General features: G+C 43.1%; 21 protein-coding genes, 1 rRNA gene and 2 pseudogenes. 16 read left to right on the top strand and 8 right to left on the bottom strand.

The window, feature by feature from the left end; all coding sequences use genetic code 11:
* Position 1: 1 nt before the first annotated feature.
* Positions 2-979 (bottom strand): putative transporter, encoded by a 978-nt coding sequence (locus tag HMPREF1139_RS02985; RefSeq protein WP_009649729.1) that lies wholly within the window; start codon positions 977-979, stop codon positions 2-4.
* Positions 980-1,101: 122 nt separating this feature from the next.
* On the opposite strand from HMPREF1139_RS02985, the gene HMPREF1139_RS02990 reads away from it, so the two are divergent.
* The 8 genes from HMPREF1139_RS02990 (at position 1,102) to HMPREF1139_RS03025 (ending at position 9,540) form a co-directional block, all read left to right on the top strand.
* Positions 1,102-1,557, top strand: a complete 456-nt coding sequence (locus tag HMPREF1139_RS02990) for a DUF411 domain-containing protein (RefSeq protein WP_009649847.1) — start codon at positions 1,102-1,104, stop codon at positions 1,555-1,557.
* Between the two features lie 196 nt (positions 1,558-1,753).
* Positions 1,754-2,605, top strand: coding sequence for a HugZ family heme oxygenase (locus HMPREF1139_RS02995; RefSeq protein WP_009649553.1), 852 nt, complete (start codon positions 1,754-1,756; stop codon positions 2,603-2,605).
* Between the two features lie 244 nt (positions 2,606-2,849).
* On the top strand, positions 2,850-4,820 hold the full coding sequence (locus HMPREF1139_RS03000; RefSeq protein ID WP_009649671.1) for a TonB-dependent receptor: 1,971 nt from the start codon (positions 2,850-2,852) through the stop codon (positions 4,818-4,820).
* Complete coding sequence (locus HMPREF1139_RS03005) at positions 4,810-5,793, top strand: FecCD family ABC transporter permease (protein WP_009649802.1); 984 nt, start codon at positions 4,810-4,812, stop codon at positions 5,791-5,793. The genes HMPREF1139_RS03000 and HMPREF1139_RS03005 overlap by 11 nt, the downstream gene beginning before the upstream one ends.
* Positions 5,793-6,563 carry an ABC transporter ATP-binding protein gene (locus HMPREF1139_RS03010; protein ID WP_009649455.1) on the top strand — a complete coding sequence of 257 codons (771 nt, stop codon included), beginning with the start codon at positions 5,793-5,795 and terminating at the stop codon, positions 6,561-6,563. Before HMPREF1139_RS03005 ends, HMPREF1139_RS03010 begins: the two co-directional genes overlap by 1 nt.
* A 330-nt stretch (positions 6,564-6,893) precedes the next feature.
* Positions 6,894-7,733 (top strand): ABC transporter substrate-binding protein, encoded by an 840-nt coding sequence (locus tag HMPREF1139_RS03015; protein WP_009649625.1) that lies wholly within the window; start codon positions 6,894-6,896, stop codon positions 7,731-7,733.
* 74 nt (positions 7,734-7,807) lie between these two features.
* Positions 7,808-9,028, top strand: coding sequence for a radical SAM protein (locus tag HMPREF1139_RS03020; RefSeq protein ID WP_009649711.1), 1,221 nt, complete (start codon positions 7,808-7,810; stop codon positions 9,026-9,028).
* On the top strand, positions 9,025-9,540 hold the full coding sequence (locus HMPREF1139_RS03025) for a flavodoxin family protein (RefSeq protein WP_009649571.1): 516 nt from the start codon (positions 9,025-9,027) through the stop codon (positions 9,538-9,540). Before HMPREF1139_RS03020 ends, HMPREF1139_RS03025 begins: the two co-directional genes overlap by 4 nt.
* An 84-nt stretch (positions 9,541-9,624) precedes the next feature.
* Here HMPREF1139_RS03025 and HMPREF1139_RS03030 read toward each other — a convergent pair whose 3' ends face one another.
* The gene (locus HMPREF1139_RS03030) at positions 9,625-10,938 is read right to left on the bottom strand and encodes a sodium-dependent transporter (RefSeq protein WP_009649606.1); all 1,314 of its coding nucleotides are present in this window, start codon (positions 10,936-10,938) and stop codon (positions 9,625-9,627) included.
* Positions 10,939-11,113: 175 nt separating this feature from the next.
* Here HMPREF1139_RS03030 and HMPREF1139_RS03035 point away from each other — a divergent pair, with 175 nt between their 5' ends.
* The 3 genes from HMPREF1139_RS03035 (at position 11,114) to HMPREF1139_RS03050 (ending at position 14,775) form a co-directional block, all read left to right on the top strand.
* Positions 11,114-12,442 (top strand): hemolysin family protein, encoded by a 1,329-nt coding sequence (locus HMPREF1139_RS03035; RefSeq protein WP_009649814.1) that lies wholly within the window; start codon positions 11,114-11,116, stop codon positions 12,440-12,442.
* A 411-nt stretch (positions 12,443-12,853) separates the two neighbouring features.
* Positions 12,854-13,381, top strand: coding sequence for a thiol peroxidase Prx-SUH (prx-suh, locus tag HMPREF1139_RS03045; RefSeq protein WP_009649545.1), 528 nt, complete (start codon positions 12,854-12,856; stop codon positions 13,379-13,381).
* A 56-nt stretch (positions 13,382-13,437) separates the two neighbouring features.
* Positions 13,438-14,775: an NnrS family protein gene (locus HMPREF1139_RS03050; RefSeq protein ID WP_009649779.1), complete on the top strand. Its 1,338-nt coding sequence runs from the start codon at positions 13,438-13,440 to the stop codon at positions 14,773-14,775.
* Here HMPREF1139_RS03050 and HMPREF1139_RS03055 read toward each other — a convergent pair.
* The gene (locus HMPREF1139_RS03055) at positions 14,769-15,608 is read right to left on the bottom strand and encodes a class I SAM-dependent methyltransferase (RefSeq protein WP_009649690.1); all 840 of its coding nucleotides are present in this window, start codon (positions 15,606-15,608) and stop codon (positions 14,769-14,771) included. The two genes, HMPREF1139_RS03050 and HMPREF1139_RS03055, sit on opposite strands and share 7 nt — an antisense overlap.
* Before the next feature lie 519 nt (positions 15,609-16,127).
* Between HMPREF1139_RS03055 and HMPREF1139_RS12085 the strand changes: the two are divergent.
* Positions 16,128-16,706 (top strand): annotated as a pseudogene (locus HMPREF1139_RS12085) (cache domain-containing protein); the annotation flags it as partial.
* A gap of 576 nt (positions 16,707-17,282) precedes the next feature.
* Positions 17,283-17,502: pseudogene (locus HMPREF1139_RS12090) on the top strand (methyl-accepting chemotaxis protein); the annotation flags it as partial.
* A gap of 322 nt (positions 17,503-17,824) precedes the next feature.
* Here HMPREF1139_RS12090 and HMPREF1139_RS03065 read toward each other — a convergent pair.
* From HMPREF1139_RS03065 to HMPREF1139_RS03085, 5 genes are all read right to left on the bottom strand, one after another.
* Positions 17,825-18,946, bottom strand: a complete 1,122-nt coding sequence (locus HMPREF1139_RS03065) for a DUF3137 domain-containing protein (protein ID WP_009649666.1) — start codon at positions 18,944-18,946, stop codon at positions 17,825-17,827.
* 23 nt (positions 18,947-18,969) lie between these two features.
* Entirely contained in the window at positions 18,970-20,073 is a 1,104-nt protein-coding gene (locus tag HMPREF1139_RS03070) for a DUF3137 domain-containing protein (RefSeq protein ID WP_050998738.1), read from the bottom strand.
* Positions 20,074-20,181: 108 nt separating this feature from the next.
* Positions 20,182-20,745, bottom strand: coding sequence for a LemA family protein (locus HMPREF1139_RS03075; protein ID WP_009649789.1), 564 nt, complete (start codon positions 20,743-20,745; stop codon positions 20,182-20,184).
* A gap of 170 nt (positions 20,746-20,915) precedes the next feature.
* A complete protein-coding gene (locus HMPREF1139_RS03080; RefSeq protein WP_009649716.1) occupies positions 20,916-21,971 on the bottom strand; it encodes a TRAP transporter substrate-binding protein in 1,056 nt (351 codons plus the stop codon).
* A 185-nt stretch (positions 21,972-22,156) separates the two neighbouring features.
* Positions 22,157-22,630, bottom strand: a complete 474-nt coding sequence (locus HMPREF1139_RS03085; protein WP_009649836.1) for a hypothetical protein — start codon at positions 22,628-22,630, stop codon at positions 22,157-22,159.
* A gap of 137 nt (positions 22,631-22,767) precedes the next feature.
* Between HMPREF1139_RS03085 and HMPREF1139_RS03090 the strand changes: the two genes are divergently transcribed.
* From HMPREF1139_RS03090 to HMPREF1139_RS03100, 3 genes are all read left to right on the top strand, one after another.
* Positions 22,768-23,151: a RidA family protein gene (locus HMPREF1139_RS03090; protein ID WP_009649538.1), complete on the top strand. Its 384-nt coding sequence runs from the start codon at positions 22,768-22,770 to the stop codon at positions 23,149-23,151.
* A 10-nt stretch (positions 23,152-23,161) separates the two neighbouring features.
* Positions 23,162-24,118, top strand: a complete 957-nt coding sequence (locus HMPREF1139_RS03095; RefSeq protein WP_009649650.1) for a glycosyltransferase — start codon at positions 23,162-23,164, stop codon at positions 24,116-24,118.
* 515 nt (positions 24,119-24,633) lie between these two features.
* Positions 24,634-24,693: ribosomal RNA gene (locus HMPREF1139_RS03100) — 16S ribosomal RNA — on the top strand; the annotation flags it as partial.

Here is a 24,693-nt window from a genome sequence, read left to right on the forward strand (position 1 = left end):
TTTATGCTCCTTTTGGCTTGTATTCGATATTTTGTTCAAATTCTTTCAGACGTTTGTAGATGGATCTCAGCTCGGTTATCGTCGTCCAGTTGTCGATAAATACGCTAAAGCTCTCCCTGACCTGCGAGAAAGCGTTGCTGACTTGAACTAAGATGCCAAGAGTGATCACACCGCTAAAAAGCCCGTTTCCCATGATGACATAGGGGACGATGACTAAAATTTGCGAAAACGATATGAGCCAGATATTGAAGTATCCGTAGTGCAAAAATAATCGGTAGTAGTTAAATTTTAGCCCCGTAAAAAGCTCCAATATCGTTTGCGAGCCGCTGTGATTTATCTTGTCGTCCTCGCCGTAAACGAGCTCTTTTCTAAAGGCGGCTTCGACTTTTTGGTTGTTGTATTCAAGAGAGGGCAGCTTTATACCTACAAACCACGATATGATGAGCCCGCCTACACTGATGCCAAGAGCTATGAACACGAGCGAGCCCGGAATATCTTTGATGTAAGGCAGGTCGACCTTCGCGCTAAGCGCCCAAAGGACGGGGATGAACGCGATCAATGTCATCGTCGCACGCAGGACTTGAACGCCTAGGCTCTCCATTATTTTGGCGAAGCGATAAACGTCCTCTTGGATACGCTGCGAGCTGCCTTCGATCTCTTTTTTGCATCTTTGCCAAAATTCAAGATAGTCAAACGTCATCGCCTCGCGCCAGCGAAATACCCAGTGGCTCGCGAAAAACGAGATGATCATATATGTGATGACGTAAGGCATCGCGATATAGATGAACTGAAGTATCGCAGCCCAAAATTCCTCTATCTTATGATCTTTGACGTTTTGCATGATGTCGTAAAAATCTTTATACCACTCGTTTATGCGCACATTCAGATGTGTTTGATAGACCAAAAGCAAGATGATGAATACCGCTCCGCCATAAGCCCAAAGAGCCCATCGCCTACTTCTAAAAAATGATGAAAACATAAAATTTCGCCTTGAATTTTTGCGTGATTATAGCAGATAAAGGTAAAGACAAATCGCGATATTTATCTAAAATTTAAACGCTTTTTATATGATTTCGCGAAATTTTAAGTAAGGGAGAAAAAATGAACAAAATTTTATCTGCCGTCCTTAGTACGTCGATGTTTGCGTTGGTGGCATTTGCCGATACCAGCATGCAGGTTTATAAATCGCCCACTTGCGGATGCTGCGGTAATTGGGGCAAGATAATGGCGAAAAACGGCTTTGAGTCGGTGGAGATAAAGACGAACGATCTTGTCGAGGTAAAAAATAAATTTCATGTTCCGCTTGAGCTATCTAGCTGTCACACGGCGATCGTCGACGGGTATGTAGTAGAAGGGCATGTCCCGCCTGCTGAGGTGAAGCGACTGCTCGAGCTAAAGCCTGATGGAGTCATCGGTATCTCGGTGCCTGGCATGCCGCTTGAAAGCCCCGGTATGCAGCAAGGAAGCGAGCCTGAAAAATACGATGTGATCTTGTTTAAAAAAGATGGCACTCAAGAAATTTTCGCGACTTATATCGGCGATAAAAAACTGCAATGATCGATCTTTGGCGGGTGAAATTTTAAATTTTGTCCGCCTTGAAGTGACTAAAAAGAGACTTTTTAACCACAAAGCATAGCTTACATTTACTGTTTGTTTAAAATTTTAAAATACCATTTTAGGTTTAGAGTAAAATTAATAATGAGTATTATTTTTTCTAAAATTCAGATATAAATTTTAAATTTAAGGAGAAAAAATGGACGCACAAAAAAGAGCGATCGACCATATGAACGCCGATCATAGCGACATTGTATGCGTATTTTGCGAGGTGTTTGGGAAATTTGAAAATCCTACAAACGTGTTGATGACTGCGATAAACGAGGACGGCATGGAAATTTCATGCGATCAGGGCAAAATTTTCGTTCCGTTTTTGCAAAAGGCAAACGTAAACGGCGAGGGCTTTAGAAACGAGATAATCGCGCTTTACTCAAAGATAAAAAGCGAACAAAGAGCGGCGGCTAAAGGCGGTGCACATCCGCATGCGCCAAGTCACGGACATGGTACAGGAGCGCATCCTCATGGTAGCGGACATCCGGGCGGCGAGAAAAAAGAGAGCAAAGCGCAAGAAAGCATGATAGCGTTAGTTGATAGCCTAAAGTCTCTCATCATATCAAGCGTCGATGCTAACGGTGATTGCGTGAGCTCATACGCGCCGTTTGTCAAAGAGGGCGAGGATATATTTTTCTGCGTCAGCTCCGTCTCGCAGCACTATCACACGATAAAAGCCAACCCAAGCAAGGTCTCCGTCATGTTCATAGAGGACGAAAAAGACGCTAGAACGATCCTTGCCAGACATCGCCTAAGCTCGAAATGCGAGATAAATTTCGTCGAAAACGAGACGAAGAGGGATGAAATTTTTGACAAGCTTCAGGCTAAAAATCCTAACGACGGATCGTTTGAAGACATCAAAGGCATGAAGGATTTTTACATCGTAAAAGCCGTCCTTAAAAAGGGCAGATATGTAAAAGGCTTTGGCGCAGCATACGATGTCGATGGCCTAGAGATAACAAAAGGCCTTCAAGATAGCGATCCTCACACAAAAAGATAAATTTTATTTAAGCCCTAAATTTAGGGCTTAACCTGCTTTAAATCTATAAATTTTTGGCTCTGTTTTAAAAAATATCAACACTTTTTTAAAACAGAGCTTAAATTCTTATGACGTCTCAAACCAGCGTTTTATCGTAAATAACATAAAATTTTATCCTTTAATCTTAATTTTTATTATCATCTAATCTAATAAACAATATAATCGCCATATATGATAATATATTTCAAAATCAAGGAAGCACATCATGTCAAAGAGTAAAATTTGCATCTGCATTTTTGTGTCGATCGGCCTATATGGCGCGGATAACAATACGACCAAGCTTGATGAGGTGGTCATAACGGCGACCGGATTTGAGAGCTTTTTAAGAGATGAGGTCAGAAACGTTACGGTCATAACATCAGAAGATCTGCAAGGACGTGGGTATAGAGATATAAACGAAGCCCTGGAAAAGGCGCCGGGAGTGAGCTACATATATAACGGCTCGGGTAGGAACATCGACATAAGAGGACAGGGGCAAAAGGCCAACACCTCCGCCAAGGTCCTGGTAAACGGTATCGCGATAAATATGATAGACACTACGCCTACTAAAATTCACACCGACCTCATCCCGATAGAGGATGTCGAGCGTATCGAGATCATCCCCGGCGGCGGCTCAGTTTTATACGGTAGCGGTACGACAGGCGGCGTGATAAACATCATCACAAAGCAAAAGCCAAAAGACTTTTTCGTGACCGCCTCGACAAAGATAGCCTCTTACTCTTATAAAGACTTCAACGTAGGCATAGGAGGAAAGGTGAGTGAGGATCTATATCTCAAGGCTGCGATCAAAAATTTTAATGGGGATGGGTATAGATACGGCGAGTGGCTTAGAGGATACTACGCAAATTTAGGCATACGCTATCAGATAAACGATATGCAAAGCATCTCTATAAATCCTAGCTATTTTAAGGTCAAAGAAAAAGGTGCAGGGGCGCTAACTAAAAAGCAGCTCGAGCAAAATAGACGCCAGGCCGATGACTACAGCGAGGTAGTCAGTAAAAGAGTCGCCGTAGATATCGACTATAACGCTAAATTTAGCGATGCGTTCGAGCTTACTCTTACACCTTATTATCAAAAAGAGACCGACGATATGGATAGTGATACGAAATTTGAGGATAAAAAGCTGGGCTCAAATTTTAAAGGCAGATACACTTACTCTAGCGGTGAGGTCATAGCCGGATACGAATATCTAAAAAATGACGGACTGAGGATACTAAACGTATCTGCGGCTACGCCTATGGGCATAATGAGAAACTATACAAAATTTGATATGCAAAAGCAAACGCACTCCTTTTACATCATGCCAAAATATAACTTTACCGATTATTTCGAGCTAAATGTGGGCTATAGATACGAAAAGGCGCTTTACGATACGGACAGACTACAAAGGACGACCATGATGGGAAGGACCACTGGCGGCACCTTTAGCGAAGATAAAAGCATGAGCAACTACGCCTTTGAGGTCACGCCAAATTTCAAATATTCAAAGACGGGAAACGTCTATCTGAAATTTGAGCGCGGCTACACCTCTCCTGGACCAAATCAGCTGGTAGATAAGCTAAATCGCACGACTTACGCCATGAATAACCTAAGGCCGGAGACCTTTAAAACCTATGAGATCGGTATGAAAGATATGTTTTTAGGCGGGTATTTTAGTGCAGCGGCGTTTTACACCGATACTAAAGACGAGATAAGGAATTTTTCTAACACCGCAAATATCTCGGACGGCTGGCGCTTTATAAATTTAGACAAAACCAGACGCTACGGCTTTGAGCTTTACGCAGAACAAGATATCTTAAGAAAGCTAAGGCTAAGCGAGACCTACTCTTTTGTGGACGCCAAGATCAAAGCGGGTGCAAACAGCGGCAAGCGCATACCTTGGGTGCAAAGGAGCAAATTCGTTCTTGGCGTGGACTACGAGCCGATAAAAAATCTAAATTTGCTGACCGATGTGAAGTGGTATTCAAGCATAGTTGATAGTTATTATGATAAAATAAGCGACAAAACGATCGTGGATTTTGGTGCGAAATATAAATTTCAAAACGGAATTTCGGTCGTAGCCGGCGTGAAAAATTTATTCAACAAAAAATATAATATAGTCGAGATGAAAAGAGCCGATTCTTATTCGCCGGCGCGCGCGAGAAATTATTATGTAGAGTTCAAATATGCCTATTAAAACAAAAGCGAGCATCGTTTTAGTGCTGCTTACTATCGTCGTTTGCGTCGTTTCGCTCAGCCTTGGAGGCGCTGATATCGGATACAAAGACATCGTGAATTTCGCTCTTGGCGGCGACATGGACGATATAAAAAGGGCGATAATCCTTGAACTTCGCCTGCCTCGCGTGATAATGGCCTTTTTGATAGGCATGCTTTTAGCAAGCTCGGGCGTAGTGGTGCAAAGCGTTTTTTTAAATCCCCTGGCCGATCCTTATATCATCGGTATCGCCGCTAGCGCGACATTTGGAGCCGTCGTGGCCTATCTTTTAAAGCTTCCTGATGTCTATTATGGTGTCTTTGCGTTTATCGCCTCAGCCATCTTGTCGCTTGTTATATTTAAGCTTTCAAAACGCGGCAAATCCATCGCCACACTACTCATCATAGGCATAGCGTTCTCGTCGTTTTTGGGCGCTTTCACATCATTTGCGACCTATCTCATCGGCGAGGACAGCTTTAAGATAGTAGCGTGGATGATGGGCTATGTGGGCGGCGCAAACTGGCAAAAGATCGGCTTTTTAGTCGTTCCGCTCGTGATTTGTATGATCTATTTTTATATAAAAAGACTTGAGCTAAATGTCATTTTAAGCGGTGACGAGGAGGCGCAAAGCCTTGGTGTAGATGTCGAAAAAACAAAGAAAAATTTACTCATCGCCTCATCTTTGGCTGTTAGCTTTTCAGTCGCATTTACGGGTATGATAGGCTTTGTAGGCCTCATCATACCTCACACTTTGCGAATGATCCTACGCACGTCAAATAATGCTGTTTTGATCCCGGTAAGCACGATCGCCGGCGGGCTATTTTTACTCGTTTGCGATACGATAGGAAAGAGCGTGCTAAGTCCGGTCGAGGTGCCAATAGGCGTAGTAACGGCGTTTTTTGGCGCTCCGTTTTTTCTATTTTTAGCGATGCGCTCGACTAGAGGGATAGTCTGATGAGCGTCGAGATCAAAAATTTAGGTTTTAGCTACGATAAAAAAGAGATATTAAAAGGCGTGGATCTTGCTGCTAAAAACGGCGAATTCATCGGAATTTTAGGACCAAACGGATGTGGCAAATCCACTCTTTTAAAAAATATCTTAAAGATCATCCGCCCAAACTGCGGCATCATAAATATAGAAAATAAAGCGCTTAGCGAGTATCCGCTAAAGCAGCTGGCTAAAATTTTAGGCTTCGTGCCGCAGCGAAGCGTGCTAAATGCTCCGCTACTGGTTGAAGACATCGTTTTTATGGGCAGGTTTTGCCATTTGAAAAATCAGTTCAGCGGATACGATGAACAAGACACAAAAAAAGTGGACGAGATCATGCAGATGCTTGATATAAAGCACTTTGCAAAGCGTATAGCCGCATCGCTGAGTGGCGGAGAATTCCAGCGTGTTTTGCTGGCTAGAGCGCTGGTGAGCGAGCCTAAAATCCTCCTGCTAGACGAGCCGACATCTGCGCTTGATCTAAACTACGCCATAGAGATACTAAAAATTTGCAAAAAGCTCACAAAACAGCTAAATCTGCTCTCTATCGTCGTGCTGCACGATCTAAATTTAGCCTCGCTATTTTGCGATAGGATAGTGATGCTAAAAGATGGACGCGTCAGATACGATGGCGTAGCAAAAGAGCTTTATACGAGTGAAATTTTAAAAGAAATTTACGGGCTTGAGTGTGAAGTAATCGAGCACAAGGGCAGTCCTTTCGTCGTGCCGCTAAAGTAACGGTGGGGTAGTTGATTTACCGGAGATTTTAAGCGTAGTCAAATGAGATGAGCGGCGACATTGCCCTCCGAAAATCAGGGAAGCCGTAAGGCTGACCGCGATTTTCGTGCTACACGTTAGGTATTCTGTCGCAAGCTCATCTTATTTGCGAAGCAAAAAATCGTGCTATTATATGTTTGGCTGCCCACTCCCGCACAAACGCTGTTCGCGTCCGTGCTAGGTCGCTTCTGGAGTAAATAAGATTTGCGAAGCACTATTTAAAGGCATCAACGTTTTATAAAAAGAGAGCCAAAATTTTATAAATAAAAAACCAAAAACAAAGGAGTAAAAATGTTTAAGAAATTTAAAATTTTAGTCTCGGTATTTGCCGTTTTTGCGGTATTTGCATCGGCTACGACCACTATGGATACGCCTAAAAAGCGCCTAGTGATCTTAGACCCGGCGGTCGTTGAGATGATGTATATGCTGGGTGCGGAGGATCAAATAGCCGCTATCTCGACCCTGACTATGTCAAAAATTTGGCCCGAGGACAAGACCGCGCTTTTAAAAAGCGTAGGCACTTATACAAAGCCCAATTTTGAAAAGATAGTCGAGCTAAAGCCTGATCTCGTGGTCACCAGCTTTCACTCCGCAAACGTGAACGAGGATCTTAAGAAATTTAACCTGCCTACGCTTACACTAAAGGCCGATAGCGTGGATATGATCTACTCAAACATCGAGCAAATCGGCAAGATAACGGGTAAGGAGCAAAAGGCGCACGAGCTAGTGGAAAGCATAAAGCAAAAATTTAAGACCTACAAAAACGGAGCGCTGAAAGGCAAAAAGATAATCGCGATATTTTCGGGCACGCCTATCACGGCATTTAACTCAAAGACGCTTCCGGGAGATATATTTAAAAGGCTTGGCCTCGTAAATTTAGCCGATAGTCTGCAAGGCAGCACGCCTATCGTATCTCCGGAGTTTATTTTGGGAGCAAATCCTGATTTCATCGTGCTTGTAGGCGGTATGGGCGGCAGTAGCGAAAGCTTTTTGAAAGAAAATCCCGTGCTTGCCAAAACCAACGCAGCCAAAAACGGCAAAATTTTGACCTTCCCGTCGTCGATATTGCTTCGCGGAACGCCTAGGATAGGCGAGGGCGTGGATAAAATTTATAATGATTTGCTTAAATGAAGTGTATAAATTTATCAAACAATAAGCAAATAAGCTTTAAAATCAAGAGCTAAAAAGTCCTAAAAGGAGAGAAAGTGTTTGAAAAAAGGATAAAAGGGCACCATTCGGGGCATCCGAACAAATCGGAATTTGCAACGAAAGAGGACTTGTATGAGTTCTTAGAGGACGGTGTGCCCGAGCAAAAAGAGGGCGTGATATATTTTCACGTGCCGTTTTGCGATACGATATGTTCGTTTTGCTCGATGAATCGCAGCAAACTTGACGGCGAGCTTGACGATTATACGCAGTATTTGCTGGGAGAGATCGATAAATACTCGAAATTTAGCTATATCCAGCAAAAAAGCTTCGAGTCGGTTTATTTTGGAGGCGGGACGCCAACGACGCTGAAAGAGCGCCATTTGGAGAAAATTTTAAAAGCCATAAATGAAAAATTCAATATCTCCAAGACTTGCGAATTTAGCTTTGAAACCACGCTACATAACCTAAATATCTCAAAAGTGCGCTTGATGCAAAGCCTTGGCGTAAATCGCTTCAGCATCGGCGTGCAGACGTTTAGCGAGGCTGGCAGGAAGCTTCTAAACCGCACGCACTCAAAAGAGGCTGCGATCGAGCATTTAAAAAAGATAAAGGACGAATTCAAGGGCTTTGTCTGCACCGATATCATCTACAACTACCCTAACGAGACGGAGGAAGAGGTCAGAGAGGATGCGAGAATTTTAAAAGATATCGCGGTCGATAGCACGAGCTTTTATTCGTTACAGTTTTTAGACGGCTCCGTGCTTTCAAATACCTTTTCGCAAGATTATTATAACATCGAGACTGATAGGAAGCTTCATAACGCCTTTGTCGAGGAGATGTTTAAGGGTGGGGATTATGAATTTTTAGAATACACAAAGCTCAACCGAAAAGGTCGTGACGAGTATAAATATATTCGTCTAAGCCACGTCGGAGCCGATGTATTGCCCATTGGCGTCAGTGCAGGCGGACAGCTCGGGGAGTTTGGCATCTTTAATATGAGAGCCGACCTTCAAATGATCGGTATCTTGCCACCTGAGGAGCGAAATAGGAAGAAATTTAACGCCCTCTTTCAGTATCATGACATCAAATTTAGCGATATGAAGCGATATGTCAGCGACGAGACGTTTGCAAATTTGATGGAATTTTTCAAAAAATGCGAGAGCGAAGGCTATATGAGCATCAAGCCTGATGGCATCGAGCTTAGCCTAGATGGCGTATTTTGGGGAAATACGATAGCCGATGAAGTAGCAAAGATAGCAAAGAAGGAGTTTGAATGAAAAAAATAGTGATCTATGCCTCACTAAGCGGTAATACCAAAAAAATAGGCGAAGCCATCGCGCAGCAAATAGGCTGTGAAGCGATCAGCTACACCGATGAACGCGCAAAGGATATAAGCGGTTTTGACTTTGTGGCGATAGGATTTTATATCGATAAGGGCGGCCCGGAGGCACATTTCAAGCGCTACATAAAAGAGCATGTAAAGGGTAAAAAAACGGGACTTTTCATCACTCTTGGCGCTGATCCTGCCGGAGAGCACGGCGAGAGCATGCTAAAGGTCGGACGAGAGCTCTTAAACGAGGGCGGCAATGAAATTTTAGCTGAGTTCATCTGCCAAGGCGCTATCGACCCCAAGGTCATCGAGGAGATGAAAGAGATGGCGGCGAAAATGGGCGATAAAGCGATACATTTAATCACTCCTGAGCGCCAAGCCACATGGAAGCAAGCCTCCACTCATCCTGATGAAAACGACCTTAAAAATGCACGAAAAGCATTTGAAGGAATAAAGTAAAAGCCCTTTACGGGCTTTTAAAATTTAAGCTCTGTTTTAAAGGGCGTTGATATTTTGCAAAATGCTTCACAAATGGGCGCAGTATCAAAACGAAATATGCATATTAAGCGCGATGATACAAAGTAAAAGCGCTAACGGAACGTATAAAAATCTGCCGATGTTATACCAAAAAGAGTCGTAAATTTTACCCGCTCCCATATTTATCTCGTCTAAAATTTCATCTCTTTTTATCACCCAAAACCACGATACCGCGCCGATGACCGCACCGATCGGGATGATGTAGATCGAGACGAAGTCCATCCAAGGCCCCCAGCTAGTTATGTCTTCCATGTGTGCACCCACGCCAAAGCATATCGCGCATAGCAGCACGAGCGTCCAGGTTCGGCTTAGGCGCGGGAATTTATGCATCAGCGACTCGGCGACCGCCTCGAACATATTTTGAAGCGAGGTGATACCGCCAAAAATGACTGCGGTAAATAAAATGACGGCGAAAATTTGCCCGCCGACCATACCTTGTAAAATTTTAGGCAGTGTTACGAAAAGTAATCCCGGTCCCGTAGCCGGGTCCATATTGTAGGCAAACACCGCCGGTATCATTACAAGTGCCGCTACCATCGCAGCTAGCGTGTCAAATATCGCTGTATTTTTAGCGCTGTTTACGATATCCTCTTTCTTGGAAAGATACGCCCCGTAAACTATCATGCCTGAGCCTGTGATAGAGAGCGAGAAAAAGGCTTGACCCATCGCAGATATCCACACCATCGGATCTTCGAGCTTGCCAAAGTCCGCTGTGAATAAAAATTTATACCCCTCAAACGCCCCGTCAAGCGTCGCTACCCTGATAGCCAGTATGGTAAATAATATAAAAAACAAAGGCATCATGATCTTGTTCGTTTTTTCGATGCTTTTTGCTCCGAAAAATAGCGTGATGAGCGTTCCTGCAACTACTATGAAATGATATGGTAGCACCGAGTATGGCGTGAGTGCAAAAGACTCAAACCAAGTATCGGTGTTTTCGATCATCAGCGAGCCGCTTATGGCTTGCACCAGCGCCTTTAAGACATAGGCGATGATGACTGCGTAGCCGATAGCTATACATAAAGAACCCGCAAGCGGAAGCCAGCCGATGATCTTGCCGATGATGCCTAAATTCCTACTTTTCCAGGCATATTCATAAGAGCCTAAAGTCCCCGTTTTGGCTCGTCTGCCGATGGCGTATTCCGCGCTTAGTCCGGCGTAGGAAAACAGCGCGACGAAGAAAATATAAATGATCAAAAATGCGCCGCCACCATTTGTACCGAGCTTGTAAGGAAATCCCCAAACATTCGCCATGCCTACGGCCGAGCCGACGCATGCGATTATAAACGCCCACCTAGATGAAAAGCTTCGTTTGTCCATGTTGCTATCCGTAAATTTTGATTAGTAGCTATGTTATCTAAATATGATTTAAGAACTATTTATAAATGTAAAATAAATCAACGGCTGTTACATTTGGTGTAAGTCGTTTGGGCGTTTGAGAAATTTCGCACTTTTTGATATAATCTCTGAAATTTTTAACTTTTAAGGATCATACTTGCACCCCAGTAGCGATACTTCGCTTTTAATGATAGTTCTAGCCGTCGTATTCATTTTATTAAACGCTTTTTTTGTCCTCTCGGAATTCTCACTCGTCAAGATACGTAAATCGCGCCTTGAAGAGCTCATAAAAGATAAAATACCAAACGCCCAGCTTGCCTTTGATATGTCAAATAAACTAGATACTTATCTAAGCGCCACTCAGCTTGGCATCACGCTAAGCTCACTCGCACTCGGCTGGATAGGCGAGCCTGCGGTAGCCAGACTCATCGAAGAGCCGCTTAAAAAATTTCTAAATTTCAACGATATCTTGGTGCATACGGTCGGCTTTGCCATAGCATTTACGCTCATCACGTTGCTTCACGTCGTAATCGGCGAGCTTGTGCCAAAGTCCGTCGCCATCGCAAAGTCCGAAAAGACCGTGCTTGCCATCGCTCGTCCGCTTCATCTGTTTTGGGTGCTCTTCTCGCCTGTCATAAAGCTATTTGATATCTTGGCAAATGCCGGTCTCGCCGCACTTGGCATAAAGCCGGCCAAAGAAAGCGAGCTAGCGCACTCCGAAGAGGAGATCAAGATAATCGTAGGCGAGAGCCTAAAAGGCGGCGTGCTCGATAGCTTTGAGACCGAGATCATCAAAAATGCAGTGGACTTCAGCGACACGGTCGCAAAGGAGATAATGACGCCTCGCCGCGACATGGTCTGTATCAACAAGCAAAAAAGCTTCGAGGAAAATTTAAAGGTCGTTTTCGAGTCCAAATACACGCGCTATCCGTATATAGACGGCTCAAAAGACACGATACTTGGCATGATACATATCCGCGACGTTTTGCAGCTACATTTTAATGAGGATAAAGAAAAGGACTTCGACAAGATCGTGCGTAAATTCGTCATCGTCCCGGAGAGCCTTTCGATCTCAAAAGTGCTTGTCATGATGAATAAGCAGCAAATTTCAGCCGCTCTTGTAGTAGATGAATACGGCGGCACGGCGGGGCTTCTTACCATGGAAGATATAATGGAAGAGGTGCTTGGCGATCTAAATGACGAGCACGACGAGGCCGATCCGCATTATAAAAAGATCAACGAAAATATCTATGAATTCAACGGTCGCTTCGACCTTGAGAGCGTCGAGGAGCTACTTGGTATCAGCTTTGATGAGGAGACCGATCAGCTCACTATCGGCGGATATGTGTTTAATCTCATCGGTCGTTTGCCGGTCGTCGGTGATAAGATCGAGGATGAAAACTGCTACTACGAGGTGCGAAAAATGGACGGAGCTAGCATCTCGAGCGTCAAGGTAAGAAAGAAAATTTTACAAGACGACGACTGATCGCGCTAAATTTTGAGTATGGCAAAAGAGATATTGCTTTTTGATCACGCAGATTTGGCGCTTTGGGTGTTTATCTTTTTCGTAGCCCCGTTGCTTGCTATCTGGATACAAAGTAAGCCCAAATGCACGGCGAAATTTGTAGCTTCTATGCTTTTAGCCTCAGCTTTTTGGGGCGCTATTTTGCTCTGTTATATCGCCAGCAACACTTACGAGTGGGCAGCTTGGCTGGTTGAAAATTATATAAATTATGTTTTTATACTATTTTTTGCTCTTTGTCTCTTGGCTAAATTCGTTCAAGTTTTGCTAAATTTTAAAAAATAAACCCAAATTTCGTAGTTGATGTTAATTAAGATATCATTTGTCCGCTTTTGGTAAAATGAGCCCGTCAAATCTCAAAAAAAGGATAAAACAGTGGCAACAACGAAATTTAAAGGAAGTGTCGTAAATTTAGGCACAAACAGCGTAAGCGTGGGTGAAAAAGCCCCGATAGTAAAGGCGGTCGGCAAGGATCTAAGCGACATACAAATCGGTGGCGAACAGGGCGTAGTGCAGATCGTCATAGCCGTCCCGTCGCTTGATACCGATGTTTGCGCGATGGAAGCCAAAAAATTTAACGTCAAAGCTGCGAGCATCCAAAATGCGCAGCTCATCTTGATCTCGATGGATCTGCCGTTTGCGATGGGTAGATTTTGCCAAGCTGAGGGCATCGAAAACGTCAAGGTCGCAAGCGACTTTAGAGCTAAAGAATTTGCAAAAGCTTACGGCGTCTTGATAGAAGACGGCGTTCTAACAGGGCTTACTGCAAGGGCGGTGTTCGTCATAGACGCAAGCGGCGTCATCACTTACAAAGAGATAGTCGCAGAGATCGCCGATGAGCCTGATTATGAAGCGGCTTTAAAAGCTGCAAACGAGGCTGCGAGCACTTGCTGCGGTAGCTGACATTAAAATTTTAGGGGCGAGTTTCGCCCAAAATCATATAAAACCCAAGGGATAAAATGCAGTTTCAAAATCATCTAAAGCCAAATGATGGCGCAAATTTCGGCGTATTTAGGCCCAGTGTTTCAAAAGGCGCAGTGAAATTTAGCACGTTTGGCGCCAGCCAAAGTAGCGAGCAGATGAGGACGCTTGAAATTTCAGCTTTTGCTAGATGGTACGAGAGATTTTGCGTTCAGCCCCATCAGCCGTTTTTCGCAAACGGTTCAGTGCAGCTTATCGCTTTTACTGGTTTGATGCTGCTTGCGTTTTTGACAAACGGCGTTATTGGCGCCGACATCACGCTATTTCACGTCTATGCCTTCGTTTTTGTGATCTTTATCCAGTTTTTTCTGGGATTTTTATTTGTCGTTTTCCCTAAATTTTTAGTGCAGGCAAGTATCGCTAAAAGTACCTATATGCGGCAGTTTTGGGCGTATTTCATCGTCTCTTGGGGCTTTTTTGCTTCGATGTTTTTTGTGGGGAAATTTTACGTTTTATTTATGGCGCTTGATCTCGCACTTCAAACGATAAGCTTCATCACGCTATTTAAAATCCACGCTAGATCGCTCGTAAAGGACAAATACGACACAAAATGGGTGCTCATCGCGTTTGCAGCTGGGCTTGTGGCAAATTTTGCATTTTTGCTATCGCAGGTGGATACGAAATTTAGCTTTTTGCTAAGGCAGATCGCGATCTATGCGGGCTTTTATTTATTTTTGTTTGCTCTTATATTTGCTATCGCGCAAAGGATGATCCCATTTTTTACCTCGGTCAAGATCGCCGGATACAAGATAAATAAGTCTAAATTTTTGATGGAGAAGCTGTTTTTCTTGCTCGCCTTGAAGGTGCTGTTTACAGGCTCTAGTCTGGAAATTTTACCTGATGTTTTGCTATTTATATTTTTCGTATACGAGCTATTTTTTAAATGGAAGTTACCGTTTTTCAAGGCTCCTGCGATACTTTGGGTGCTGTTTTTGTCGCTTTATTGGATACCTTTTGGCTTTTTTATCACCGCTTTTAATGATCTAAGCGATCTTTTTTCGTGGGGAGCGGTGTTTGAAAAGGCCTCGCTTCATGCCTTTGCGCTTGGGTATTTTATGACTATTTTGATCGGTTTTGGCACGAGAGTCGTTTTAGGGCACTCAGGGCAAGTGCCGCATGCAGGCAAATTCGCTATTTTTATATTTTTGCTTTTACAAGTCGTAACCTGTGCCAGGATCGTCGCGGCATTGGGGCTAAATTTTAGCCTTGATTATGCGTTTTGGATAAACTTAAGCGCCGCCTTGCTCGTCGCAGCGCTTGGCATTTGGGGCGTAAAATATGTCACCATCTTGCTAAAAGGCTCCACACCTCATTGAGCCAAATTTAGCCCGTAAACGCTCATCGTGCAAGAGCGCTTTAGTATCGGGATAAATCTCATCAGCCGCGCTTTAAACGGCCAGCGATTTAGATACATGTCCATCATGATGCCTGTTTTTAGGTATTTGATGCGCCCCTCATCGTCCCAGCGCTCTATGTCGCGCGGATCGTCGATGCCAAATTTCGTCTTTGCGTCCTTGATGTATTTTAAAGTATCGTGTTTGGTGTGATTTTTCGCCATCATCTTGCAGCACCAGATATTTAGCAAATCAAGCGCGACTTCGCCTTTAAAGCGCTTGGCTAAATTTAGGAAAAATCCCTTCATCTCGCTCTCCTCAAAATACATCGGAACGCCCTCTAGGACGAAAATAAACGGAGTTTGCGGGTATTTTCCCACTAGCTCGTCCATCCACGCAGTCTCTAGCATGGAGCAAGCTAGGCTGAAATTTTGCTTTGCCTTTGGCACGAGCTCATCGCGAAATTTTATGACGTCAGGCAGATCAAGGTCGTAAAATACGGCGTTAGGGCAAGCATGCTCTAGTCTAAGCGGCCTCGTGTCAAAGCCCGCACCCACCTGAACGACGACGATACGCTCTTTGTTTTTGGCAAATTCTATGATCTCATCGTCAAAGTATTTGGCCCTGATGATCACGCCGATACGGCTCATATCGGAGCTATCGAATTTGGAGAAATCATAATCGATCTTGTCCACCACCGCGCCTGAAAATTCATCTTTTAACAAGGGCTTAGGCAGTTTGTTTTCAAGGCTTCTAAAGTATAAATTTATGAGTAATGTCTCTGAAACGCCGTCTTTAAAGCTGATCTTTTCCATGTTTATCCTTTCGTTTATATTTGTAGGCTTTGTTCGGTGAAGCGCGATTTTTAAATGTATCAAGCATAGTCAAATCTTATGAAGCGAAGCGTCGCAAAAAATCATGCTACAAGCTTAGCTTCACTTTACTCGAATGCTGCTCGCATTATCCCTACTCTCACAAGCAGGGGAGCGGCTACTCGCTCCGACGCTGTTCGCGTCCGTGCTAGGTCGCTCCTAGAGCGAGTAAGATTTGCCAAGCGCTTGTTGAAAAAAATCAACGCCTTGTCAAACAAAGCTTTTGCGCTTATTATACTCCAAATTTTAAGAACCATTATCGTTTTAAAAGCTGCGCTCGCTTTGATTTGGCGAATTTGCCCTAAAATTCTAATTTTTAGTTACAAACCTTTAATTTTTTTAAGCAATCGTTATCTTTTTATTAACCATTAAGTTTCATAGGACTAAAATCGTTTTGATTAAATTTCACAGGGGTAATATATGAAAATTTCAACAAAAGTCATCGTATTGTTCGTAGTTTCGATGCTTGTGATCAGCCTCGTACTGACCGTATTAAACAGCAAATTTTCGTCGGATCTGACGGAATTTTTCGCCGATAAATCCTACAACGACCTGATAGAAGCCAGGAAGGCCGATCTAAAAGACGAGGTCGATACACTAAATCAAGTGATGAACCTCGTCTATCAAAACGGCAAGAAAAAGGGGCTCTCTGATGAGGCCATAAAGAGTGAAATTTTCAGTATCATTTCGCCGATAAAATTTTTCGCCGATAAATCGGGCTATATTTTCATCTATGACTACGAGGGCAATGTCATGATGCACCCGGAAAAGCCCTCTTTAGTCGGTAAAAACATCATAGGACTTAAGGATCCAAGGGGCTTGCCACTCATCGAAAAACTCATAGAAAATGCCAAAAAAGGCGGCGACTTTCTGACATTTGGCTGGGCGAAAAAAGAGGGCGAACAGCCGGTCGATAAGCTCGGGTATTCGGCTGGTTTCGAGCCTTACGGGTGGATGATAGGAAGCGGCATCTATATAGACGATTTACAAACCAAGATAGACTCCGAGCGTGCGACGCTAAATGACACGAACTCGCACAATACTCTGACATTTGTCGTCATCTGCGTAGTCGCGACGATCATTTTGATAGTCCTGGCCCTAGTCATACTAAATAAAATTTTGATATCTCCGATAGGAAACATCGTGGATACCTTGGGGCATATGTCGGCTGATATAAAAGAGGGCAAAGGCGATCTGACTAAAAAGCTCGTATCTGATAAAAATGACGAGATAGCCCAGATCTCAAACTCTATCAACGATCTCACCGGTGAGCTGAGGACGGTCATAGAAAACACAAAAGGCCTCTCAAATGAAAATTCCTCTATCGCTCAGGAGCTCTCCTCCACCTCGGTGCAAACCGGCAAGCGCGTAGAGGACTCGACTAAGATCATCGCACAAACTACGCAAAAAGCGCAGCAAATCGGAGATGAGATAAAAGATTCGCTCGAAGAGACGAACGCCAGCAGGCAAAATTTAGAAAAAACGGGACTTTTCATCAAAGAGGTCGCAGACGCCGTTTTAGGACTGGGACATGATATCAACTCCGCAGCGCAGACCGAGATAGAGCTGGCCGAGAAGATGCGAAATTTGACTCAAGATACCGAAAATGTGCGCGGCATACTAAACGTGATAAATGACATCGCCGATCAGACGAACCTGCTAGCTCTTAACGCCGCTATCGAGGCGGCGCGTGCGGGCGATCACGGCAAGGGGTTTGCCGTCGTGGCCGATGAGGTCAGGCAGCTTGCCGAGCGGACTCAAAAGAGCCTGACGGAGATAAACGCGACTATAAATTTGATCGTCCAAGAGATATCAACTTCTAGCGATCAGATAGGCGAGAACGCCAAAAGAGCGCAAGATCTGATCAAAGTTTCTGGACAGATAGAGAACAAGGTATCTGATATGAACGCACTGATGAGCGAGACCTTGGCGATGAGCGAGCATGCGGCTAAGGACTATATAAACACTAGTGCAAATATCAAAAACGTGATAAAAAGCATCGAAAATGTCGACGCCCTCTCGCAGCAAAACGCTAGAAGCGTCGAGGAGATCGCAAGTGCGGCGACTCATCTTAGCGACATGACCGAGAGCCTAAATGCGAATTTAAATAAATTCAGGACTTGATCTAAAACGCTAGGCGGGCAAATTTCTCCCTCGCCTCATATCCAAATTTTTTGATTTAACTTTAGCTCTTTTACGATGTCCGCAAAGTCTTGTATCTGACTCATGTAAAGGCTCAGTGTTTGGTTTTTTATGAGGCTTAGATCGATGTTTGGCTCAAAGCCGTCCGTCCATGTCTCGACCGCGATGAAAATTTTGTTTTGTGTGAAAACGAGATCGATAGGGGCGTTGAATCTCGCTTCAAGTCCTAAGATACGCTCCATCATCGCAGGCGTGAGAACGTATCTGGCGGCTATTTGATCGGTGGAGTAAACGTCAAAAAGCCTTTCAAATTTCACGTTGTCCATATTTGCCCGTCGCCCCTCATGGGCTAAATTTTTTGATTTTACGTGATGGACTCTAGTCGTGTGGGCGAGTTTTTTATTGAAGTCGGCTACAAATAAAACGCCCTGAAACTGCGGGACTTTGGTGGTATGGTTTTTGGTCTTTACCTCCATCAGCGCGCAAAAATCGCTAAATTTCACATTCACGCCTTCTATTTCGCCGCTGATTAGATCCTCGCCGTAGTATTCATCGACGCTGCAGTCATAGATCATGAAAAACTCCGCCAAGTCAAGAGAGCCCGCAGAATCGTATCTTAGCCCAAAATGCGCGGCGACTCTCGTTATGACCTCGTGTTTGAACTCATTTACGAACGCACGCTTCTTTTCGCCTAACAAGATCGCCCAAAGCCCCAGATAAAGCAGCCCCGCGCAGGCGACGCCGTAGATGAGCGATATGTAGTGAGCTATGAGTAGCCCTATTATCAGGGCTAGAGGGATAAATTTTATCTTAAAGTCCGTTATCTTTTTTACCAGTATCCTGCGCTTTATCTCAAGCACGTTTAGGCCTTTTGGTATCTTGAAATTTAAAATGTTGGTGTTGATTCTAGGGCGTTTGGGGGATCTTAGGGCGGCTAAAATTTTAGGTAGGAATTTAAAGCAAACAAAGCACAAAAGTGCAAACGGCAGTAGGCTTTGGACGATAAAGGTAAAGTCTAGCTCGCCTTTTAAAATTTCCTCCTTAAGCGGCCAAAAGCTTACGAGGCTAAGCGCGCAAGAGAGCACGATAGCTGCGATGCCAAGCCAAATTTCAAGATCATTTTTTGATTTACCGTTCAAAACCTACCTTTCAAATTTACGCGCTAAATTTTCCAAATTTTACGGTTTAGATTCAGCTCTTTGACGATGGCGACAAAGGATGCTATCTCTGCGATGTAGCCTCTTATCGCGCCGTTATCCGTGAGCGGGACGTCGAGGTCGGGCTCGAAGCTGTTTTCGCGTTTGTCGATCGCCATTAAAATTTTGCTTTTAGACAGCACGATATTGACCGGGCAGCCAAAGTCCGTCTGCAAGGCTAAGATCTGCTGCATCAAATTTGGCGTGAGCGCGTATCTGGCGTTTATCTGATCGCTCGTATAAACGTCGTAAAACCTTTCAAATTCCACGTTGTCCATTTTCGCTCGCTCGCCGTCTTTTATCAGATACGAGGAGTCTTTGTGGCAGATGTAGGTCACGGAGTTTAGTCTTTTGTTAAAATCAGCCGCGAATAATATCCCCTCAAATCTCGTGATCCTTCGCGTATTTTTTTGAGTTTTTACGATGTCTATGGCGCAAAAATCGCTAAATTTCACATTCACGCCCTCTGCTTCGCCGCTGATTAGATCCTCACCGTAGTATTCATCGACCTCGCAGTCGTAAATTTCAAAAAAGTCATTTATGCTAAGAGAGCCTTTCTCGTTGTAGCTTAGGCCAAAATCCCTGACTATGCTTTTTGTGATCTTCGTCTTGAAATTTGATGAAAATTCCCTCATCTTGGCGCTGGTCATTACAGCATATACGAGGCCATAGACCATAAAGCCGGAGGCTATGCCCCAAAACATATCAAAAAATTTAGACATAGCCGCTGCGATGCAGCCTGCTACGCCAATCGAAATGAAAGTAGCCTTTTTGATGAGTTTGTTCAGCTCTTGCCTTTGCTTTTCAAGTGCGGCGAGCTCGGCGCCATTTATGATATCTGCCGCGTCTATATGTAAATTTGCCGCAGTTTGGGGCTTTTTCTTTGGCTCAAATACGCCTAAATTTTTTACTATCAAAGCCACAATAAAAGATACCATGATGATTTCAGGCATGTGATCATTAAAATCAAATATGAATTGTGCGGTATTTTGGCTATATACTGCTACGGATATCGTCATTATCGTAGCTACAAATATCAAAAAAAGAAGTATGAGTGCTTTTTTTAGCATCGCCAAGCTTTATTGAGGTTTATGAGTTTGTCTTGGATATTTAAAAACGTCAAATGCCTTTTTAGATTGCGCTCTGGCTGCCTGTCCATGTCGCCTCCTGCTTGTCGCCTAGGATTTGAACATTTTGCCTATGTCGGGTGCGGCGCTTTGGTCGTCCGGGATGTCGAAAAACGCCGCTTTTTTAAAGCCGAAGGAATTTGCGATCAGGTTTGAAGGAAACATCTCTATGGCGTTGTTATAGACCTCTACGGATGAGTTGTAGGCGCGGCGAGCGGCTGAAATTTGCTCCTCGATCTCGCTTAGCGTACTTTGGATGTGTAGGATATTTTGATTTGCCTTTAGGTCGGGGTAGTTTTCTATCGTTACTTTTAGTCCGTTTAAGAGCTGTGAAAGCTGGTTATTGAGGTTAAATTTCTCCTCGCTGGTGCGAGCGTTTTGAGCATTTGATCGAAGTGCGGTGATAGCCTCGAGCAGGCCTCTTTCGTGGGAGAGATACTCCTTTGCGGCCGCGACTAAATTTGGTAGCAGATCGTAGCGTCTTTTTAGCTGCGCATCTACGCCGGCTTCGATGTTTAGCATTTGATTTTTCTTGCCCACAAGAGAGTTATAGATGCCTATGATGGCAAACACGAGAACTACTGCAACAACGATGAAAACGGCAAAAGCGTTCATGTCAGTCCTTTAAGAAAATTTATGAAAGTATAGCGAAATTTATTTTGGCTCTGTTTTAATAAAGTAAAATTTTAGGATCTGTGCCGGGTTGCTCCTAGAGCGATTAAGATTTGCGAAGCCACTGGCTCAATGCAAGATCGAAATTTTGACGCTTTTTTGCTAGCACCCGATCATCTATCCGTGCTTTTTATGTAAGCATAGTCTGAAATTTCAGTCCATTTTCTGCTTAGCTTCATGAAATTCCTTTGCGAGTCTAAAATTTCTTTAAATTCGCCGTCTTTTGCGGACAGCTCGTCTAAAATTTCATCTGTTGCCGCTCTTAGAGCGCTTAAAATTTCAGGCGGAAAGGAGAGGATCTTTACATCCGGATGCTCTTTTGCTATCTTGTCAAGCATGATGGAATTTTGATAGTAGCTTGCATCATAAACATCGGCTGCTACGACTTTGGTCGCACTTTCTATGATAAGCTGCAAGTCCTTTGGCAAGCTCTCGAAGAGATTTTTATTGACATAAAATTCATTTTCGCTCGCAGGCTCTTGCCAGCCGGTGTAGTAAAATTTCGCCACCTTTTCAAAGCCAAAATTTATATCTATCGCCGGCGAGACCCACTCGACCGCATCTATCGTGCCCATCTCGAGCGCCATATATAGCTCGCCTATCGGGATGGTGTTGATATTTGCGCCCAATTTCGCCATTATCTCGCCGCCAAGGCCCGGGATACGAAATTTCAGCCCCTTTAGGTCGCTAAGCGTCTTGATCTCTTTTTTGAACCAGCCGCCCATTTGCATGCCAAAGCTTCCGCCGTTAAAGGGCACGATGTTGTAAGAGCCGTAAATTTTACGTGCAAATTCCTTGCCGCCGCCGTAGTTATACCATGCGTGCTGCTCGGACGAGTTCATGCCAAAGGGCACGGTCGTAAAGAGCATGAGCTTAGCGTCTTTGCCCTTATAAAAATAGCCCGCTGTGTAGCCGATGTCGTATTGTCCGTTTTTTACGAGGTCTAGTATCGAAAACTGAGCTTTATGCTTGGACGGATAGTCGATGCGAACCTCGATGCGTCCGTCACTCATATCCTCGATCAGTTTTTTGAATTTTTTAGGAGCATCGCCTAATACCGGGACATTGCTCTCGTATGTAGTCGCCAGTTTAAGCTTGTATTTCTTTTCCGCTGCTTGCGTAAATACCGCAAATATCGCTACGATCATCATTATGGCGATCTTTTTCATGGCTTCTCCTTTATCTTGCTTTTAGTGCAATTATATATATTTGTATCGTAAATTTCATCTACCGACTTAAAAATATAGCAAGAAAATAGCCGCGCTGGGTAGAATTGTAATTTTTAATCTTAAAATTTAAATATAATTCGCATCATTAAAAATAGCGTTTTAGCAACATTGTCACCAAGGATGATCTAATAATATCCCAAACAAAGCGTATCGGTCAGTTTGATGCGCTTTTCAAACGGGGCTGGCGAGAAGAATTTACATTTTTCGATGTAGATACGGTAGGAGTACGCTAGCCCCAGATCATCATAAAATTTCTTTAAATTTATAAATTTTATCCCGCAAATTTCGTGAAATTCAAAGAGTTCGTAAAGCCTTGAGCCGTTTTTTTTGACCAAATGAGAGGGCGCTAACGTCGTAAACGAGCAAAACACGCCCGTAAGCACGAGTCCGTTAAGCGCGGTGCAGGCGTTTAGAGCTTTTGTAAATTTAGACGGTATGCTTTTGCGGTGCAAAAATACTATGCGAGAATTTTCAAATTTCGCTGAAACTACGCCTTTCCAAAAGAGATAGGCATTTGATGAAATTTTAGCGTTTTTGGCAAATTCGCAGCCCAAAACGTAATCGTCTAAAAATTCGTTCGGCGCAAGGGTCAGCTTCAAATTTAGTCCTAAATTTATGTGATTTTACGGCATTTGAGAGCCATTTTGATGAAATTATATCAAATTTAAAGAGGGCTGTTATTGACAGAGGTTTAAATTTGTAGTAGGATTTGCGAAATTTAAATTTAAGGAAAAATATGAAAAAAGCTATCTCTACGACTAACGCTCCAAAGGCGATAGGGCCGTATTCGCAAGCGATCTTGGCAAACGGGTTTTTATTTGTTTCAGGCCAGCTTGGCGTGAGCCCTGGTGGTGAATTTACAGGCAGCAACGTCGAAGCTCAAGCCGAACAATCGATGCAAAATATCAAAAATATCCTGGCTGAGGCCGGACTTGGCTTTGAAAACGTGGTAAAGACTACGATATTTTTAGCCGATATGAACGACTTTGCAAAGGTGAATGAAATTTATGCCAAGCATTTTAGCGAGCCGTTTCCGGCTAGAAGCACGGTCGCTATAAAAACACTGCCTAAAAACGCCCTCGTGGAGATAGAGGTGGTGGCTGTTTTAAAATCAAAATAAGGAATATGAGATGACTGCTAGTGCAAATGATGTCCCGCCATATTATCCGAACAGGCATCCCAAGGATGCTTCGCACATAAAACTTAGCTATGTCACTCATTTTTATTGCAATCAAAAAGACATAAATTCTGTTATTTCTTTGCTTCGAGAATATGAAACTTATGATCCTAGATTACTTGACGTAATGGAATTTATAATAGTTGATGACGGTTCGCCCATAGAATATGAAATTCCAAAATTTGATTTGAATTTGAGATGGTTAAAAATAAATGAAGACATTCCTTGGAACCAAGCGGGAGCTAGGAATTTAGGCGTGACTTACGCAAGAAGCGATAAGGTGTTAATAACCGATCTTGATCACCTGTTTTATGAGGACACTTTGTGGTATATGGCAAACCATAAACCGCTAGGTAGAAAATTCTATAAAATTTATAGAGATTTTGTCGGATATTGTGCTGAAGAAAGGGTTTATAAAGGGCCGTTAAATTTATTCTATATATTAAGCTGCAAAAAGAAAACTATATACAAGGGGCATACAAACACATTTTTTATAAGTAGGGCTAGGTATATGCGACTTTTTGGCTATGATGAAGAATTTGCGGGCCACTATGGATCCGAAGATTTTCGTTTCGTTAAATTTCAAAAAGCGCACGGAAGCATACAAGGATATTTGCCTATAAAGTATTTATGTAAAGAACGCTCATCTAAAAAGGGAGATCAGCAGTTTGTCGATAGAGATTTATCCTATCATTCTCTGGATAGAGATTTGTCATATAATACCCCAGTGGATGCTAGGAAAAAAAGAGAAAATCGCGAATTTGGCGCCGAATATGGGCACTCTAGAATATTTTTAAATTTTACTTGGAAAATTTTATATGAAAATATGAGAAAAAATATACCGCAGCCGGAGCAAAAAAGATGGTGGTATTATCTATGGTATGTTCGTTGGATCTTTGGGTATAGATAATTTTTTTATCTCCTAATAAATTCTATATTTTTATTATAATCATTAAAATTTCTTATCCTTATCCCCCGTTTTTCAACATCCTTTAAGCTTGCCTTGTATATAATTCCAGCTCACGATTTAAGAAGCCACCTTTAACTTCCCTGTTAATAAAGCCTTTTCTTTTTTATCGTTTGTTCTTTAACCTACCATTGTTAAACTATTAGTCAATCTTTGAAATCTAAACAAGTGATCGATTGAGCCGATCTGCTTTTAGGCTTTCTTTGGAAAGTAATCAGCAGATCAAAAACTAAATCATCTTTTCTTTGTAATAGATAAAGATGTATTAAAACATAAAAAACAAAAGTTTTTAGATTAAAAACTTCATATATCAAAAACCACTTAGACATTATCTAAGTAAGTGTCAAACCTTACTTATGCAATAACGATTTGCGAAGCAAGGAGTGTTGCAGTCTTTAGGTGGGTCAAGGGAGCATAGCTCCTTGTCGCAAGGAAAGGCTTTGCCTTTCTGCGAAGTAAATATGGAGAGTTTGATCCTGGCTCAGAGTGAACGCTGGCGGCGTGCCTAATACATGCAA

This window comes from Campylobacter sp. FOBRC14 (assembly GCF_000287855.1).
Taxonomy (GTDB): Bacteria; Campylobacterota; Campylobacteria; order Campylobacterales; family Campylobacteraceae; genus Campylobacter_A; species Campylobacter_A curvus.

Bases quoted from the DNA above. Each gene is read 5' to 3' on its own strand.
- HMPREF1139_RS03080 (WP_009649716.1), bottom strand. From the start codon at position 21,971: ATGAAAAAGATCGCCATAATGATGATCGTAGCGATATTTGCGGTATTT.
- HMPREF1139_RS03050 (WP_009649779.1), top strand. From the start codon at position 13,438: ATGCAGTTTCAAAATCATCTAAAGCCAAATGATGGCGCAAATTTCGGC.
- HMPREF1139_RS03030 (WP_009649606.1), bottom strand. From the start codon at position 10,938: ATGGACAAACGAAGCTTTTCATCTAGGTGGGCGTTTATAATCGCATGC.
- HMPREF1139_RS03025 (WP_009649571.1), top strand. From the start codon at position 9,025: ATGAAAAAAATAGTGATCTATGCCTCACTAAGCGGTAATACCAAAAAA.
- HMPREF1139_RS03005 (WP_009649802.1), top strand. From the start codon at position 4,810: ATGCCTATTAAAACAAAAGCGAGCATCGTTTTAGTGCTGCTTACTATC.
- HMPREF1139_RS03055 (WP_009649690.1), bottom strand. From the start codon at position 15,608: ATGGAAAAGATCAGCTTTAAAGACGGCGTTTCAGAGACATTACTCATA.
- HMPREF1139_RS03010 (WP_009649455.1), top strand. From the start codon at position 5,793: ATGAGCGTCGAGATCAAAAATTTAGGTTTTAGCTACGATAAAAAAGAG.
- HMPREF1139_RS02990 (WP_009649847.1), top strand. From the start codon at position 1,102: ATGAACAAAATTTTATCTGCCGTCCTTAGTACGTCGATGTTTGCGTTG.
- HMPREF1139_RS02985 (WP_009649729.1), bottom strand. From the start codon at position 979: ATGTTTTCATCATTTTTTAGAAGTAGGCGATGGGCTCTTTGGGCTTAT.
- HMPREF1139_RS03015 (WP_009649625.1), top strand. From the start codon at position 6,894: ATGTTTAAGAAATTTAAAATTTTAGTCTCGGTATTTGCCGTTTTTGCG.
- HMPREF1139_RS02995 (WP_009649553.1), top strand. From the start codon at position 1,754: ATGGACGCACAAAAAAGAGCGATCGACCATATGAACGCCGATCATAGC.
- HMPREF1139_RS03090 (WP_009649538.1), top strand. From the start codon at position 22,768: ATGAAAAAAGCTATCTCTACGACTAACGCTCCAAAGGCGATAGGGCCG.
- HMPREF1139_RS03095 (WP_009649650.1), top strand. From the start codon at position 23,162: ATGACTGCTAGTGCAAATGATGTCCCGCCATATTATCCGAACAGGCAT.
- HMPREF1139_RS03075 (WP_009649789.1), bottom strand. From the start codon at position 20,745: ATGAACGCTTTTGCCGTTTTCATCGTTGTTGCAGTAGTTCTCGTGTTT.
- HMPREF1139_RS03000 (WP_009649671.1), top strand. From the start codon at position 2,850: ATGTCAAAGAGTAAAATTTGCATCTGCATTTTTGTGTCGATCGGCCTA.
- HMPREF1139_RS03070 (WP_050998738.1), bottom strand. From the start codon at position 20,073: ATGCTAAAAAAAGCACTCATACTTCTTTTTTTGATATTTGTAGCTACG.